This window comes from Paenibacillus sp. 2TAB23, from assembly GCF_052115165.1.
In the GTDB taxonomy this organism is placed as follows: Bacteria; Bacillota; Bacilli; order Paenibacillales; family Paenibacillaceae; genus Pristimantibacillus.
Genome location: NZ_JBFRGD010000010.1, coordinates 107343 through 125275, shown reverse-complemented (window position 1 = coordinate 125275; position 17933 = coordinate 107343). Strand labels below are relative to the sequence as shown.

General features: G+C 47.5%; 10 protein-coding genes. 1 reads left to right on the top strand and 9 read right to left on the bottom strand.

Annotated elements, in window-relative coordinates; translation table 11 throughout:
• Positions 1–40 precede the first annotated feature (40 nt).
• Positions 41–193 carry a hypothetical protein gene (locus AB4Z29_RS16030; RefSeq protein ID WP_441944037.1) on the top strand — a complete coding sequence of 51 codons (153 nt, stop codon included), beginning with the start codon at positions 41–43 and terminating at the stop codon, positions 191–193.
• Positions 194–375: 182 nt separating this feature from the next.
• On the opposite strand, the gene AB4Z29_RS16025 is transcribed toward AB4Z29_RS16030, so the two are convergent.
• From AB4Z29_RS16025 to AB4Z29_RS15985, 9 genes are all read right to left on the bottom strand, one after another.
• Positions 376–1272: a sugar phosphate isomerase/epimerase family protein gene (locus AB4Z29_RS16025; RefSeq protein WP_441944036.1), complete on the bottom strand. Its 897-nt coding sequence runs from the start codon at positions 1270–1272 to the stop codon at positions 376–378.
• Positions 1273–1386: 114 nt separating this feature from the next.
• Complete coding sequence (locus tag AB4Z29_RS16020) at positions 1387–7185, bottom strand: InlB B-repeat-containing protein (protein WP_441944035.1); 5799 nt, start codon at positions 7183–7185, stop codon at positions 1387–1389.
• A gap of 159 nt (positions 7186–7344) precedes the next feature.
• Positions 7345–9978: a family 78 glycoside hydrolase catalytic domain gene (locus AB4Z29_RS16015; protein ID WP_441944034.1), complete on the bottom strand. Its 2634-nt coding sequence runs from the start codon at positions 9976–9978 to the stop codon at positions 7345–7347.
• A gap of 55 nt (positions 9979–10033) precedes the next feature.
• Positions 10034–11251 carry an amylo-alpha-1,6-glucosidase gene (locus AB4Z29_RS16010; RefSeq protein ID WP_441944033.1) on the bottom strand — a complete coding sequence of 406 codons (1218 nt, stop codon included), beginning with the start codon at positions 11249–11251 and terminating at the stop codon, positions 10034–10036.
• Between the two features lie 42 nt (positions 11252–11293).
• Positions 11294–11944: a histidine phosphatase family protein gene (locus AB4Z29_RS16005; protein WP_441944032.1), complete on the bottom strand. Its 651-nt coding sequence runs from the start codon at positions 11942–11944 to the stop codon at positions 11294–11296.
• Between the two features lie 115 nt (positions 11945–12059).
• Positions 12060–13748 carry an extracellular solute-binding protein gene (locus tag AB4Z29_RS16000; RefSeq protein WP_441944031.1) on the bottom strand — a complete coding sequence of 563 codons (1689 nt, stop codon included), beginning with the start codon at positions 13746–13748 and terminating at the stop codon, positions 12060–12062.
• 67 nt (positions 13749–13815) lie between these two features.
• Positions 13816–14703 carry a carbohydrate ABC transporter permease gene (locus AB4Z29_RS15995; protein WP_441944030.1) on the bottom strand — a complete coding sequence of 296 codons (888 nt, stop codon included), beginning with the start codon at positions 14701–14703 and terminating at the stop codon, positions 13816–13818.
• 31 nt (positions 14704–14734) lie between these two features.
• Positions 14735–15700, bottom strand: coding sequence for an ABC transporter permease (locus AB4Z29_RS15990; protein WP_441944029.1), 966 nt, complete (start codon positions 15698–15700; stop codon positions 14735–14737).
• Between the two features lie 472 nt (positions 15701–16172).
• Positions 16173–17909: a sensor histidine kinase gene (locus AB4Z29_RS15985; protein WP_441944028.1), complete on the bottom strand. Its 1737-nt coding sequence runs from the start codon at positions 17907–17909 to the stop codon at positions 16173–16175.
• Positions 17910–17933: the final 24 nt, after the last annotated feature.

Below are 17933 nucleotides of genomic sequence, written 5' to 3'. Positions count from 1 at the left end.
ATGGCTCATTATGTAATCTCAAAATTGCACGGAGTACCGTTTGACAGTACAAATCTTCTTCTGTCCGGATAGCGATTTATTCTATGGTGAGAGCCTGCGAATAAATGAGCGTTCGCGAGAAAATCATATCGTACCGAGGGAGCTTAACAAAGAAATGGAGCAGCTGCCGTATGATAAGCTCCCCTTCCAATAGCAGGTTTTATTATTTCACCTGTCTACCGTAAGGGGAGCATATCAGCAGCAAACTGCTCCTTGATTAATCAAGTACCGTTCCTCATTAGCTCAATAAAAAAATTGACTCCAATTCCGTGTCCAAAAGCTTCTGGATCTTGATCACGGCAACTCCCCATTACTTGGTTACATGAAGCACGTTACTTACCGGGGATTAGGCACGTAGCTGCCGCCTCTACATTTATTAAGATAATTTAACGCATGAACTTGACCCGTCATCTCCAAAACTCCATTATAGACAGGATCATGACCACCTTCGATGTCTATGCTTCCTTGGTAACCCGCTTGGCGAAGAATCGTAATGATATCCGTCCAATTCGTATCGCCGAAGCCTGGCGTCCGGTGCCAGCAGAACGGACGCGGACCATGTATGCCTTCCTCACGTACGATGTCCCACGCGATTGTGGCATCTTTGCCGTGAACATGAAAGATTTTGTCTACCCATTTGCGAAGCTGAGGGATTGGATCAATCAAGTTAACCATTTGATGGCTGGGCTCCCATTCGAGGCCCACGTGCTCGAACGGAAGCACGTTGAACATCTTCTCCCAAGCGGCCGGATTATGGGCAATATTCCAGTCACCGCTCTCCCAAGAGCCTCCCATGTCGCAGTTCTCGAATGCAATTCGCACACCGCGGTCTTCTGCCCGGAGAGCAAGCTCGCCGAATACTTGGGCGAAACGCGGCAAAGATTCGTCAATCGGCTGTCCTGCTATTCTACCAGCGAAGCCGGAGACAATGTCCGTACCGAACAAGTGCGCATGATCGATGAGCCGCTCCCAGCTGGCAATCGTATCCTTGTTCTCGCCTTCGTCTGTTAATGGATTCCCGTATACGCTTAAGGCGGAGATCTTCAAATCTCGATCTCCAATCTTTTCCCGAATCTGCTTTGCCGTCTCGGCCAAGTTTATGGCGCCCGTCGTCTGCCAAAAGGATAGTTGGAAGGATTCGAAGCCGTGCTCCGCAATCTGTGGAATGATGCGGACCGCGTCTTGCCCTTCAACGATGGTGCCGATTCGAATTCCTGTATCTTTGCCTATCACATGTCATCACTCCTATAGGTAAGCTCCTGCTCGATTTTTGATAATAAGAGAAGAAGATCCGTGATAGCTTCACGGATCTTCCCGCTTCCTTTTCTATTCATTGTGCTCAGCGTGTCATTCTGGAATATACGGCCATTCGATGCGACTGAAGTCGACCTTCGCGAACTTGCCGTCCGTTCCCGATGCAACGGCCAATCCTGCCGTGAACGACCCGGCAAACGCGATTGTTTGCGAGCTTCTCGACGTCCAGACAAGCCCATCAGTCGAAGAATACGTCTTGAAGGTGTTGCCTTTTTTCTCGACCTTCAACCAAACGGCTCCCGAACTTGCCGTTACCGTATCCTGATTTGCGCTAGCCCATCCATCGGGAATGCTGCGATGTATGCTTCTTATCGCTCTGCCTCCATCGAGAAAGATGCCTTGAAAAGCGCTGTCCGCATTCGTGTTTTGACGAATCATAATGCCAATCTTCGTATTCGAGTTGGCAACGGCCCCCGTGAATGCTGCGTCGTCGACTCGGGCTACGATCGTAGCATCTCCCGTGAGTTGGCTATGATTCTGATAAACATATTGGAAACTGTCAGCCCTTCCCCATATATTGTCCCCGGAACCTTCAACCGTGAAATCAGCTCCGTTCTGCGTTACGGTACCCTTATGACCGGTTTTGATGTTGAGACTAGAGAAGTGATCCACTTCCTTCAACACCCTTGAGAAAATCGGAGTAATGGTCTTATCGTCATCCATCATCACGGAAACCGGATTGGATTCGACGCGCGTATCTCCGCTCCAGCCAACAAATGCGTAACCTTGTGCCGGAATGGCCGTCAATGTTACCACCGTCCCCGCATTGTATACGTTCTGATTGAGATCGCGTTCGACAGTTCCATGCTCTGCCTCTGTGGCAAGCGTATACTGATCCGCCGCGTTTCTGAAGTTCGCCACAATATGCTTGCTCGCGTCCATCGTGATAACGATCGGATTTGCTATACCGCTTATGTCTCCGCTCCAGCCTGTGAACACGTAGCCTTCAGCTGGCGCAGCCGTCATCGAGATGAGGGTGCCAGCCGGATACGAATCCGCAGTTACATCGACAGATACCTCTCCATTGACGGCTTCCGAATGGAGTTCATAAGCAGGTATCACGGGCAGCTCGACATGATCGAACTTCGCTGTTACGAGCTTATTGTTTTGACCCGCGGTCACGGCCAAGCCAGCCGTGTACGGACCTTGGAAGGCAGCGATATTCTGCGAATCATGCTGCGTCCATTGCTCGCCATCCATCGAATAAAAAGTTGTGATCTGCGTTCCGTTCTTCTCCACCTTCAACCACACGGAGGAAGTCATCTTTTCTTCGGAAAGCTTTTTACCTGATGTAGCTCCGATTCTGAACTGGCTTTGTATCTTTTTCTCATTTGTAATAAATATGCCCTGATAATAACTGTTCGCCATGGTGCTTTGCCTTATCATGATGCCTGCGCGCGCATCGCCCGCTGTTGCGTTAAAATCGGTAATGCGTGCAACAATCGTCGAATTGCCCGTAAGATGATCATGGTAAGTATACCGGAAACTGTCAGTTCCCCCCCAAATGATCTGCCCCGATGCATTTATCGTAATGCCGGTTGCGTCCTCGGTTGTGCTTCCAGGGAGATTCGTCCCAATTTCTTCGCTTTTGTAGGATACGAATTTCGCAGAGATGGTTTTATGACCGTCCATGCGAAGCTGAACGGTATCCTCGGCGCTGATTAAATCGCCTTCCCAATATAAGAAGCGGTAGCCCAATGCCGGCTTGGCTTGAAGCTTGACCTCGGTGAAAGGCAAGTATTCTCCCTCTTGATTCCCGCTTCCGCTGGTACCGGGAATGGCTTCGATGATGCCCCCGGTTACCTCCGCTAATTCCAGGTTCACCTTCGCCGGCGCGTCCTCGAAGTTGGCGGTTACCGTCTTGTCACTATCCATCGTAATGTAGGCAGGATTGGCCCTGCCAGTCAGGCCTCCTGACCAGCCTGCGAAAATTTGTCCTTCACCAGGCACGGCGGAGAGCTTCACTCTCGAATCTGCGACATAAAGGCCAGAAACAGTCTCTACCTCGCCTTCTCCCGTCGTACCAATCGTCAGCTCGCGCATGTCCGGCCAAGTCACGTTGCTGAACTGCGCGGTAGCCGTTCTGACCGTCGGCGCCTCGGTTGAATCCGCAACTTGACCCGCGGAAGCGAATAAGCCGATCGTCAGCTCCAAGTTGGAATTGTTCCAGTCCCAGACCGTGTGTATACCAGACTTCTCCCAATTAACACCGTCCGTCGACCACGCCAGCGTAATATCCCTGTTAATCGTTCTTTCAATTCGAAGCATGACAGGCAAGCTTATTGCTTCTTTCAGTACGACCAGATCGCTGCTATCGCCGCCTTTCCTGACTTGAGAGACAAGCTTCCCATCCTTGACCATGATGGCAACATATTGCGCGTTGCTTGCCAAGCCCGAACGGATCTGAATGCCAGCTACCGCTCCCGCTTTGTTGTCGCTGGTGAATGATTCGAGCTTTGCCGTGAACACCGTATTGCCTTTGAGTCCCGGGCGCAGAAGATATCGGAAGCTGTCCGGCTCGTAAGCGAATTTGTTGCCGCTGCTTGTAAGCGTGTAGACTCCGTTGTTTTCCTCCGTGGTGCCAGGCGCCTCGACAGGCGTCACATCCACGCTCATCAATCCATTAGCTGGCTGGAAGATAGCCGTTACCGTCGTATGGCCGTTTATCGTTACTTCCGCAGGATTTTTGCTGCTCACCAAGCCGCCGCTCCAGCCCGTAAAGAGATATCCCGGCTTGGCAGTTGCGGTCAGGATCACCTTTGTTTCTTGCTCGTAAAGTCCATCTTGCACATCAGTCTTTGTTACCGGCTTCGTTGCGACAGTCCCGCCTTCCGTCGCATTTGTGGTAAGCGTAAAGGTTGAAACGACCTTGAAGTTGGCCGTAATTGTTTTTGCCTCGTTCATGGTCACCATAATCGGGTTTTCCTTGCCAATAAGATTGTCATCAGCATCGGTCCAGCCGTCGAATCGATAACCGAAATCGTCCACGGCGGTCAGAATGACTTCTTCTCCTTCTACGTAAGTTTCCTTCACGGGATTGATCTTCACATATCCGTTCTCCGCTTCGACAGCCAGCGTATATTGAGGGAGCAGTTCAAACTCCGCAGTGACATGAAGATCGTCGTGCAGAGTGATTTCTATCGTTGGCTTGTTCTCAAATGATTCATTACCCCAGCCCATGAATTTATAGCCATACTTAGGTACTGCAGTCAAAGTCACGGTATCGCCATCGCTGTAGCGTCCTTCAGGATTATCCTGCTCGACTGTACCGTTTACCGCAGTGACCGTAATGGTACGGATGTCCACTGGCACATAATTCGCGGTAATCGTCTTATTGGCATCCATCGTAATCTCGATTGTACTGTTCGTTCCGAGACCGTCACTCCAATTGAGGAATTTATAGCCCGGCTTGCCTTTCGCCTTCAGGGTAATCTTCATGCCGTCGCTGTAAGTTCCCCCAGCCGGAAACACGTCTCCGTTAGGAGAGTTGACGTTAAGGGTATACGTGTCTAAAGGGATTAACGGCAGCATGGAAGCCGCGTTGGCAGATAAAATGTTCATAGAATACTCGTTCTGCGTATTCCAGGAGTCCGTATACCGGTACATGACGGCATGACCCTCATAATAGGGGAACACTTTTGTTCTCGCCGTCGTATTCCACGTATCATTAAACCAGGCTGGATACTTTGCGCTTTGGATATCGGAATTCGGCAAGCCAGGGGGAGGCTCTACCCAGCCGTTGTTGTTGGCAGCCTGCTGCACCCATTGATATTGGTTCATCTCGTGGACGAACCACCTTGGCGATCGCTGCGGATCGCCGAGTCCCGTGATGAACGACCTGCTCACCGCGTTGCCGCCCAGCGTGTAATCCCATGTTTTCTGAATGCGCTCCAAATACCTGGCATCTTGTGTTACGCCATATCCGACAACGATTGGCATCAAGGTGGAGCTTGTGAACCGCCAGCCGATCCGATTCGGGTACCCTTCGTCCTGCGTGGATGCGCCGAACGGGGTATCATGGTCCATTTCCTTTTCCGCAAAATCGATAATGTTGTCATATGCCCACTCTCTGAGTACTTGCGTAAGATGCGGATTCTCATACATCGACACGAACGCGCCAAGCCACGCCCGGTCCAGTACCCAGAAGTAACGCTTATACGAATCGTAGTCACCTGGAGTTTTCGGCATCTCGCTGGTTATCCAATTTTTTAACTCCTGCGCCGAAATAGTCAGATCCTGAACAGGCTCATTCCCCGTCGCGACAAGCAGCGCGCTTGAAGCCAACAGCATTTCGTTGGACCAGGTGTTCTTAATACCCTCTTTACTAACGTCGTAATAGGTATTTTCCTTCAAGTATTCCTTGTCCTTATAGTGAGCCATAAAGCCTTTGTACGCTTTTTTAGCAGCAATCAGGTAATCCTTTACTTTGTCCGGATAATACTCCTGCATGATAGGCGTATTATAGGCCTGCGCCAGAACCCCGGCCGCGAACAACGTTTCCGCTTTGTTAGGTCCCTGCGTACGGTTATAGAACATACGCTTTTCCGCGCCCTTCAGATCATATCCGATCTCGTACGAGCCTTCTTCAGGCTTAGTCGGCGATTGAGGCCTTAGATAGTTGGCAAGCGTACCATCCGTTGACGTATTCATAATCGCTTTGGTCAGCCAATCCAGCTCGTATACCAGTTCGTCCAGATAGTCAGGTATGTCGTTGTCCGATTCGGGAATTTCCAGCGACTCCCCTAACGCCTCGATCTGCTCGGGAAAGTATTTGGCAGCCATCAGCATGTCGATGCCCACATAGGCCGAATTATAGGGATACTTCCCCCGATCGCCAGCATCCATGTGGCCGCCTTTCAAATCTATTTTCGCATCTGCTAGAATACCGCCGTTATCAATGAATTTTGCTTGGTCGATCGCATCATCCTCATGCGAAGGCGGCCGGTTCCAATGGGTAAGACTCGGATCATCCAATCCGTGGTCACCGTCTCGCTGCATGAACAAGGCACGCGTAATCGTATAGGCAATATCATCCTTATAGATCAAGCTGCTAATTTCGAAAGGATAGGATGTGCCTACCCCTGGAATGTAAATGCGATAGCGGCCCTGCGCCTGCAAGTCGCTGAAATCAAGCGCAAAAATATCACTTTGGGTCCATCTGTCGTTTCTCAGATGCACTTTGATTTCGCCTGAGTAGACCTTCTTGCTAGTAGTGTCGTCTATCAATTGAAAGTTCTTGTAGCCTAAGAAATCGATGCTCCCTTGACCGGTCCAGTGTGAGAGATAGGCAATCTTGGTACCCTCGGACGGGTAACCAACCTGATTGGCGTGTATGGCCAGATTAGGTTTCGTTACGTCGAATTGGAACGGGAACGGTTCTACATTGGCAACCGCAGAGTTAACGGAAAGCATGTAGTTTTTCCCTTCCTTGAGCTTGAGTGTGGTAGGCAGCTTGAGATAAGCGCGATAAAACACTTGAATTTTGCCGATATTGCCTGAGGACGTTGGATTATAAGGCGCTTGCTCCGGGAAATACCTGTAATGGACTATTGTTGGGGTAACGCCACCGGAGAAGTCCGGATCTTCCTCGCTCGTGATGGTGTAATAGTCCGTATTCGTAACATGCTCGTCGGAGTATGGCGTATCGACGAGGGTAAGTTCGAGCCAATTTGAATTCATAACCGCTGCATGAGACTGAATCTCTTCGAGCGCTACCGGCGCCCGCTCCTTCAATGCAAAGACGAGACTGCCTGAGGCAACGAACAATACAATAGCCATGCCTAACGTCATTCCGAGTGTCGTCCACAACCTTCGCGCATTGCTTGTCAACATGAAGTTTTCCCTCCCAATCGATTGGTTACCTGATGATTCCAGATCAATGAACCTAACGCCACTGTAAATCTTGATGAATCCTGCCTTTTCTCATCGATTTTGCGCTAATCCCCACCTCCTTTCCAAATTCGTTGTATCGCTATATGCTGCGTAAGCCATTTAAGCTCTCTGTTCCGTTAATTCCGCTAGAAAATCGTGATTGCCGGAACCTACTTGGTATATTGCATATCCCCCTTCCAGCTTCAATCGCCCTACCTGATTTTCATTTAGCAAATAACATTCGTTTTCAAAAGTAATGCTCGCCAAATGGCTGGCCGGTATGCATATTTCCGCTGTTGCATTAGACGGGATGATCACATGCAGCGCAAGCTGGGTCCCGCTTTTATGCCAGCTCGATTTCACTAATCCCCTGACGGTATTTACTTGTGCGCTAGCGCCGTTCATGGAAGCCGGAATATACGGTTTAATCTGGATTTCTTCATACCCTGGCTGCAGGGGAGAGATACCCGCAAGGTATTTATAGAACCAGGCGCCAAGTCCGCCGATCAGAAATGCATGGTTGTTGGACGCACCGTTGTGGGCAAAGCTTTCAAGAGCCGTCGTAGCCCCATATTCCTTCATCCAATACCCCCAGCAGCCTTTATTGGTATTGTTCGCGAGGGCATAAGCCACATCATTTCGCCCGTTCTCCGCCAAAGCCGCAAGAATGCCTTCCGCCCCGAGACAACCCACCGTCATCGTTTCTCGGGATTGAATATCCTGGACCAGACTGTCTGTTACTGCAGGCTTAGAGGCATCTGGAACGAATCCCAAATACAAAGCAAGGGCATTCGCTGTTTGTGAATTGGTGTCATAGTACGTGCCATCCTTTAAGAAAGCAGCATTAATGCCTGCTTTTACTTTCATAGCCAATCCCGCGTAGAAACACATATCGTCCTTAGAGTCCAAATGTTCCGAAATTTCAGATAATAAAACCAAGCACTTGTAATAGTAAGCCGTCGCCAAATACGTTTTGGAGATGTCGGTGGCGCTCCCGAACCAATCTCCGAAAATAAGGCTGTTCTGCAGCAAATATCCACTATCCAGATGAGCTCGGAAGACATGCAAACATCGCTTCATCCATTCGTAATGTTTGGCTAAGAACACCTTGTCACCATAAGCCATGTAATAGTCCCAAGGAATGAAGACGACAGCGGCGACCCACGGCATATCAAGCGAATATTCATGCCCTTCGCTTGGACATATAAGCGGCACGATGCCGTTCTCTAACTGGCTGTCTGCTATATCGTCGAACCACTTGTCGTAGAAAGCCGCCATGTCGAAGTTATAGCAATCCGCCTCCGAATGGCAGTGGGCATCCCCCAGCCAACCCTGTCTCTCCCTTGCAGGACAATCCATAGGAACGGAGACAAGATTGGATCGAAACGACCATACCGCACCATGCTGCAGCTTGTTAAGCAGTTCGTCGGAGCACGTAAATTCGGAGCCGTTCAGAATATCGTTGTGAATAACCGTTGCCGTAATCCTGTCGGCGTTAAGTTCATTTGGATACCCGGATACCTCAACGTATCTGAAGCCATGACATGAGAATGTTGGCTGATAGCTCTCATCCCCTCTTCCCTTTAGAATATATTCGTCATAATGAGGCTGAGCTTCGGCCAGCCAGCCGGCTTCCGTACTGCCCGGATTGATCGTTCCGTCCGGATTCAGGCATTCCGCGTAACGGATGGTAAGCTTTGTTCCCGCTTCTCCATTTGCGATCAAGCGTAGGGTACCGAACATATTCTGGCCGAAATCCGCGATATAGGTCTTTTCTTGTGGGCTCGCTATGGAGATCGGTTTAATGTCTTGAATACCTCTGATCGGCTGCAGCTGCGCGGTCAGCAGCAGAGGGCCGGTATCAAGAATCGGCCATCCCCAAGCAGAATCATCGTAGCCGTGCCTATCCCATCCTTCCGGCTCGAGTCTTGCATCATAGGTCTCGCCTTTACCCTCTGATATACTGCCTCCCGAATAACGCAGAGCGGTATACGGCCCCTTTTTTAGCCTTTTCCAAGCCTGATCCCCTACTATGATTTGAGTGGTACCGTCGGCATATCGGATATGCAGATGGAAGATGACTTTTCTTGTGTGCATGATGCCGATCGCATTGTTGCCGGAACGAATGAGATCCGTCACATCATAGGTACGGTACATCCCGCGTTTGAAGTGGGTCTGCCCTGGACTGATGAGGTCCTCGCCAACTTTGACACCATTCATCCGCAGCTCGTAGGCATTCGCTTTGCTTCCCGTCGCGCCGATATAAGCCCTTGCGGTACTGATCGGGTTATTTCGGCTTGTCTCAAATTCTCTTCTTTCATAATAGACGGCTGATGGGCTGTTAGGATATTCGCAGTTCATCCACCTGCAATTCCAGTCTTCTGGTTCGTACATTCCCGTTTCAAAGTAAGTCGCATCGCTCCAGACGGACTCATTCCCATGCTGATCCCATATCTTCGCTTTCCACCAATAGCAGGTTTTCGACGACAGCTTGACGCCATCGTATGGAATGGCGGTTTGCCTGCTGGAATCAACCTTACCGCTGTCCCACATGTCACCTGCATGACGATTTATATGGGCAGGGCTTGAAGCCACGATAATGCGATAGGCTGTCTGCACAAAACTGGTTTCTGTGTTTTCCGTTACCCAACTTAATCTCGGCCTTTGTTTATCAATGCCAATAGGCGTCATGAAGTACTCGCATCTAAGGTAGGCAAGACTGCCCGTACAAGCTATTTCTTTATTCCCATTCATCCTTCGTTATCCCTCTCTTTCCGGAACTTCCTTAGTCAATCTATCCGGATGCTTATCATATCGTTGCGTCTTCCATAACACACTTGTAAGCAAAAATATACATGCCCGCTGACCAAGCCTGATAGGCCATGCCCGAAGGCATTCCGCTTCTTCCGTTCAACCATTCGTTGAACTCCCACTCGAACCGTTTGCCCACTTGGTTTGCGCGAGCGAGGTTCTCCAGTTCCTCTCTGGCAAACTCCTTTTTCCCCGCTTTCATCAACGCTGCAACATAGAAGCCACCTACAAAAGGCCAAATGCCCCCGTTATGGTATTGGTAGGGCAGGTTCAAATAGGCATTTCTGTAATATTCGCGCCAGTCCTTATCCCCGGGGTTAATAGGCGGATAATTGGCCATGATAGGATAAGGCTTGTTCATCCCCGTTTGTATAAAGTGATCGATAATCGTATTGGCTTTCGCTTCGTCTGCGATGTCGAACAGAATGGCCAGGCTGTTGCCCAGCGCGTCGCAATGGTATCCGAAATCCCGAAAGGAGGCGTAGGGCAAATAAAACTTGCCGAACCAAAACACTTCGTTGCTCATTCGGATAATCCTCAGCCACTCTTGGCTATAGCCGTGTTCGCGAACCATTCTCGTCTGCTCTTCAACGTCTCCTGGCCAAAGCAACACATTCATCTTTTGTTTAACATCTTCTGCTCTCGCTAGGATTTCCACGCCGCTTTCGCCGCACAACTCTTGGATATGGGCATATTCGACTAGCGCTTTATAGTAAAGGACATTATCATAGAGAATATTGCCTCTGTTGGCGAACAAATCTCCCCAATCCGCAGCCTCCTGCACCTCTATCAGACCGCAGTTGTTACTGTCCTGATATTCCAGCCACAACATGGCTTTCCGGATCGATTCCAGATGTTTTTTTAGAAATTCCGTATCCTTATAACGTGCATAATAAACACTGTGTCCAATGACAAACCAGGGATTACTATCGACGGCCCCCTGATTCGCTTCAATTGCGGGATTATCAACGTCAACCGACAACGGAATCATTCCAAGCTTGGTTTGATACCTGGCAAGCGTCTCCAGCGTCATGCTGAAAGATGCTTGACATGCCTGGCTATCGACCAGGGATGCTCCCAGAAAAGTAATCATGCTGTCTCTCGTAAAAACCTGATTGTACCCTTCCGATAATGCGGATGCCTTTGCTCCAATTGCATGCATGCACCTCTCTACAACGAGTATGGATTGTCTATAAGCTTCCTCGATCAAATTCATTTCATAGCCCCCTTGATCTAATGCCTTCTGGCTTACAACACATTAATGGTGTGCCGGTATGAGCAGACGAGGATAATAAATTCCCTTGCGTTCGACGAATTCGATGACGGCTGCTCCTGTATGTTCAAATGCAAAGCTTGCCACCGGGAATGGCCGTACCCCGAGCAAAAAGTTCATCAGTACGCCCAATGATCCCCCATGCGCGAAAATAACGACGGAAAGCTCCTTAGCCGCTTCTTCGGGGACAAATCCACCCATGCGGCTATGTATGCCAATTTTGGACAAATCTCTTAAAAACGGTGGAATGATTCTTGCGCACATGTCGAAATAACCTTCACCCAGTTCCGTTTTCCAGGTTTCTTCCGCATAGGCATCTCCAACTTGCCGCTGCATCTCCTCAAATACGGTGCTCGGCACCTTCTCCAGCTCGCGATTAGGCATCCACTCATAGAGATACGGCATAATTCCGATATCCAATTGTCTGCCGGCCAAGACGATTTCAGCGGTTTGCAGCGCTCTGCCGTAAGGAGAAGAAAACGCGCAGTCGTACCGCTCCTCCTTCAATGCCTTCGCAGTCGCCTCGGCCTGCCCAATTCCCACCTCTTCCGACAAACTTCCTTTCACGGGTCTTTCAGGACATATGAAAGGATCGCCTGCCATTTGAGCATGTCTAATCAAGGTGAGTTTCATCATTTTCCAGCTCCTTTTGCTCGAGTAATATAGTTTGACCCCAGAATAAAGGCAATGAATGAAGCTATTCGCTTTCATCCATTGCCACATGCCTAGAACTCGACGTTCTATGGAGCCATTACTCTCCAGCTAATTGTTTTTTGTATTGTTGATGCATCTTGGTCATGTATTCTTCAACCTCGACAGCGCCAGCCGAATCCAGTTCCTTCACGAATTTCGCAAATTCCGTTTGGAATTCCGCATCTGATTTCGCCAGAATGACGGTGAATGCATTCTCATACAGCCTCTTGTCCACAGCCTGCTGTTTAGCCAGAGTATCTGTGTCCGCTCCTGCCATCAGATCGCCTATCGTTGTAGCATCATACCAATATGGACTTAGTGCCTCGTCTCTCTGCTGTACCCTCGTATTGTTTGTTGCAGTCGGATCATCCTTCAGAATCCAATACGTTCCCCAGCTCGTTTGACCAAGATCGGAGCCCACCAGCCTGGAGTAATGGTTCATACCTGTTTCCTTCTCGATGTTCACTTGGGCTTCTCCAGCCAGCCATCTATCCAGATAGGATTTTTTCAATGACGGCTTTCCATCCGCCATCTCCCATTGAATTCCCTCCGGGCCATTCATGGCCAGGAAATTCCCTTCATCAGTTGTCAGATAATTAAGCAGCTTCATAGCAGCCTCAGGGTTTTTGGCTTTATCGGTAATGATAAGTGCACCTGTTCCTTTTTTGCTTGCGGAGAAGACAGCCGGTTTATCGCCAGTCGGAAACTTGAATACGAAATTCTGGAAATACATTTTTTCCGCATTTGGCAGTTTGGCGTCCGTATAGGTTTTCAATACGTCATACGTCTGGTTCCAACCGCCAATGTGAGAAGCAACTCTTGCCGTATAAAGCTTGGATTTCTGCCAGGTTGCATAATCCTGGGTAAATGCTTCAGGGTCGATTAGCCCTTCGCGAAACAGCTTATTATAGAACTGAAAAACTTCCTCAGCCCAAGGAGCCTTTGGCCAATATTTGACGGAATCGCCCTCGCCCATGTAGAGCTTGGAATCCGCTGGCGAACCGGCCATGGCGATCATGCCATAGTAAGGAGATCCCCAGTTACGGTTGAAGCCGCTCATTGGATACATGGTTTGCCCATCAGAAGTTTTCGGATATTTTTCCTTTACGCTTTTCAAATAGCTGTACACGTCATCCGACGTTTCCAGCTTCGGAGAACCCAGAGCTTCGTAAATATCTGTTCTCACCTGAAAGCTGTATCCGAATCCCGGAGGAGTAGCTCCTTCCGGCAAATAGCTGTTAGTCAGATGATAGATGTTTCCGTCGCTTTGTTTGAGCATGTTCAGTGCAGATCCGTATTTCTTCTTCAAATCTGGACCAAATTGATCAATTAATTCGTTAAGAGGAATCGCAATTTTATCCGAAATTACTTTAGTAGGATCAGACAGCATAATGATATCCGGATACTCTCCGCTTGCGAGTACGACGTTCAACTTGTCTTTTCCAGCCCCCGAATAAACTTCCCATTTCAGCTTAATGTTTAATTTTTCTTCCAGTTCCTTAGCAACAGGGTTATCCTCCCAGAATGGATCTCCAGTTGGAAAGTTAGGTGTACCTCCAGCAGAGTTCACGATGGTTAAGACTACGGGCTCGTCTTTTTTTGTATCATTTGCGTTGTTCGTACTGCCAGTGTTGCTCTCGCTTGGGGTCGGCGAATTCGTGTTGCTGTTTGACGAACAAGCGTTGAGCAAGACAGCACACATCATTGTAGCCGCGATAATGTTCATAAACCTAAATTTCCGTTTCATGATTTTCTTCCCTTCGGTTTTTTTTATGAAAAGTTTGTGCTAGGCATATCCGCATAACCTAAACTTGTCATCCTTTTACAGCGCCTACCGTAAGTCCGCCTACGAAATACTTTTGCAAGAATGGGTATACCATGACAATCGGAATCGTTGTGATCGTAATGGTCGCCATCTTGATCACTTCAGGCGTGAGAATGGAACCGGATTGCTCCAATCTGGACGCTTGCACAGGGTCCATAGACTGAATCTGACTTTCCATCAGAATGTTCACAAGAACGCCTTGCAACGTTGCCAATTCCTTTGTGCCGGAAGTAAACATATAAGTATCGAACCATGTAGTCCACTGCTGAACGCCGATCATTAATGCGATGGTTGCCAGCACTGGCGTAGACATGGGAAGTATAATACTTGCCAGCGTCCTTAATTCAGATGCTCCGTCTATCCTAGCCGACTCGGCCAAGGAAGGGGGCAAATCCTCGAAGAACTGTCTCATGACCATCACATTCCAGACGTTAATGGCCGCKGGAACGATATACACAAGAAAGCTATTGTACAGATTCAGCTCTTTGATAAGCATAAATTCCGGAATCAAGCCTCCCGAAAAATACATGGTGAAGATAAAGAAAAACAGCATGCTTCTTCTCAAAATCAGCTCTCGGTTGGCTAACAGATAGGCAAGAACTGCTGTACATAGGAGACCGAGAAGTGTCCCCGATACCGTTCGCATAATGCTGATGTAAGTTGCGTGCATCAGGCTGCTTTCGTTGAATATGGCCGCGTAGGCTTCCAGCGAAAATTTTCGAGGCCAGAAATAGATACTGCCTCGCATGGCATCCCTTCCTTCATTAAAGGACACGATCAGGATGTTCCAAAACGGAAATGCGGCCAGAAATCCAATCAACAACAGAAATAGATTGTTGCATACATGAAACAGCCGCTCTCCCTTAGATAATTTCAATTTGCTCCCCCCTCTTATTGCGATCCAAGCGTTAGAAGATGCCCATTTTCAGATATTTTCTGCAGACGTAATTGCAAACCACGATCAGTACGATCCCCACTACGCTTTTGAACAGGCCAACCGCTGCCCCATACGAGTACGCAGCTTGCTGCAAGCCGTATTTCAACACGTAGGTATCCAACACTTCGGAGCTTCTAATGTTCATTGGATTTTGAAGAAACAACTGCTGATCCAATCCCGCATTCAGAATATAACCTACGCCAAAAGTAAATAGCAGAATGATGGTGGGCATAATCGTAGGCAGTGTTATATGGATGATTTGCTTAAACCTGTTCGCACCGTCAATGACTGCCGATTCGTACATCTGTTTGTCGATCGACATAATGGCAGCGATATAGATAATCGAATTCCATCCAATATTTTTCCACACATTGAGCCCAGTTACCATCGGCCAGAAATGATCCGCTTCCCCAAGGAAATTAATCGGTTTGTCTATCAGTTGCAGATGAAGAAGAAGAGAATTGACTGGCGCTAGTTCATCAATCGATAATATCGTCATCGCCATTCCTGCAACCACAACCCATGAAATGAAGTGCGGCAAATAGGATACGGTTTGTATGACCTTTTTGTACGCAGCGTTTCGCACCTCGCAGATTAGGATCGCAAACAGGATTGCCGCAAGGGTCGAGAACACAAGACTGAGCGAGCTGATGACAACGGTGTTACGCATGATGTAGCCAAAGTCGGGACTGTTAAAAAACGACTTAAAATATTGCAGTCCAACCCAATCCCCACCGAACGGAGTCCGGTACGAAAACTCTCTGAAAGCTAGCAGAGATCCATACATAGGAATATACTTAAAGATGATGATGAAAGCGATAAATGGAAGTAATAATAATAAATGAACTTTCTGTCTTTTTATTTTTTTTACAATTGCATTTTGGCTGTATCCGGCGGTTACACCCTGCTTCATACTAAACATATTGGATAATTTCAACAATTCCCTCTCCTTGTTTGAATAATATTCCTCCCACTTTTGACTTTTTTAAATCGTTAACCTGCTGCTTTCACCTTTAATTATGATTGTCGCTACCTTTAACTTCAATTGAAGTATCCATCTAACGATATATCGATCTGCATCTTTTGGAATTGTAAAAAGCAATAGATTTGAACATTTTGATTAGAAAACGAATGTATTCCAGCAAGTACATTGCAGGTTAAAATGAAAATGGGCACCACTTAACGGTAAACAGATAATAATCATAATATTAGGTAAGGTGTTCACAATGGGGAAAATGCGGCGTCATTAAAATGACGAGTTTACATTACAAACGGTAAATTTCATACCAGAAATTATGGTGCACGTCCAAGCAATAAAAAAAGCAGCGTATCCCGGAACGGCGAAAACGCCATATGGGGAACCCTGCTCATGCAATCTGTACTGCCATGTTTCTTATATTATGCCGCTTCTACTCTATCGAATACGTAATTTCAACAGCGGTTCCGGGATGACCATGGCGCACTTGAATACGAGCATTGCTGTGCAGCAGCTTAAGTCTCATGAACGTGTTTGTCACCCCGTACCCCATTCTGTCATCCGAAACATCTCCTTTATTCATCCGATCGATGTACTCGATAAAGCTATCCTTGACTCCCATGCCATCATCTCTGATTGTAATGATAAAGGTCTCTTCCTCTTTCTGAATATCCACGGCAATATGGAGAGTCTTTCCTTGAATCCTCCCATGTATAATACTGTTTTCAATGAATGGCTGTATCGTCATTTTATTAATGAGCATGTTTTCATGCTCTCGGCTTACGCGAACCGTCAGCCGGATCCCATCGCTGAGACATAAGTTCTGCAGAGCGACATAGTTTTCGATCAATTTGATTTCTGATTGGATTGGAATAATATCTCTTCCCTGGCTTAGGGCGATTTTGTAGAAATCGCATAACAAATCAATAATATCAACAATTTGATGGTCATGTTTACGGAAAGCCATCCACCTAACCGCCGATAACAAATTATACAAGAAATGAGGATTCATCTGCTTCTGCAAATATTTAATTTCGCTTTCGACTTTTTGCCGTTCTGTCCTTGCAATATCATCTGTCAGACCTTCGATCCTGCCCGCCATTCTGCACAAGGTTTGATCCAAAGCTGAAATTTCGGTAATGCTGGTTGGATTCGGAACGATTTTCAAATTGCCTTTTTCAATGGATCTGATCTTTTTCATTAAATTTTCGATATTATGGGAGAACTTTTTAGAAAAAAAGATTGCGAGGAGCACGCCAACGAACACAAAAAAGCATGTACAAAGGATGACGTACTTCGTGATCGCACGCTTTTCCTCTCCTAGCTGATAGGCATCATAGAGGATGACGACCGTTAACGCATGATTGACTTTGCCGTAATAGGAATAATAGAGGTTACGTTCCTGCTTGAGCTGGGAGAATACCTGGTCGCTGCCTGCGTTTAATTCCACATTCTCTAGTAATTCCGCTCCAATATGTACCTTTTGATTCGAACTGAATACGATCCCGCCTTCGCTTAATAGATAAAGCAAATATTTCGCGTTCTCTTCTGCTTTGTATAATTCGCTTAAGCGATCTTGATTTAATTCAATGGCTAGAATGCCGCCCGGCAGGTTGATATTGATATATTTGAGCAACAAGATTTTTGTTGCTTCGCCCTCCTCCTCAAAGGCGACCCATACGTCTTTACCGCGAGCCTCTATCGCCTTTTGAATCAAATCCTGTCTTGGAAAGCTCTCGATGCTCCTAATATTTTTACCATCTGTGATAAGCTCCGGGTCCATCTTATAGATCGTTATGCTTTTGATATCATAGTTTGTCGCGACGTAATTCTCAAACAAACTGTTAATGCTCATAAATTCGCGGAATAGTTCGTAGTCTACATCGCCGGAATAATCGCCAAGAAGCAAGCTGGATACGGTACTGTCGGAGTAGATGTTTCTCGCCGTCAACTCGCTGTTTCTCATAATATTCTCGATGCCATTGAGAGCCTGGGACGTGGCATAATGCATAAAATCCTCATTTTGATGTTTAAGCGTTTGATTTAATCGGCCATAGATAACCGTACTGATCGTAGCGGAACAAATGAGCACGGTAATAATGTTGAATGCAAGTATCATGTGGAAAAATTTAAAGTCATTTTTAACAAAGCGAATTTTATGTGCACTCATCAGCTTGTACGCTCCATCCACATG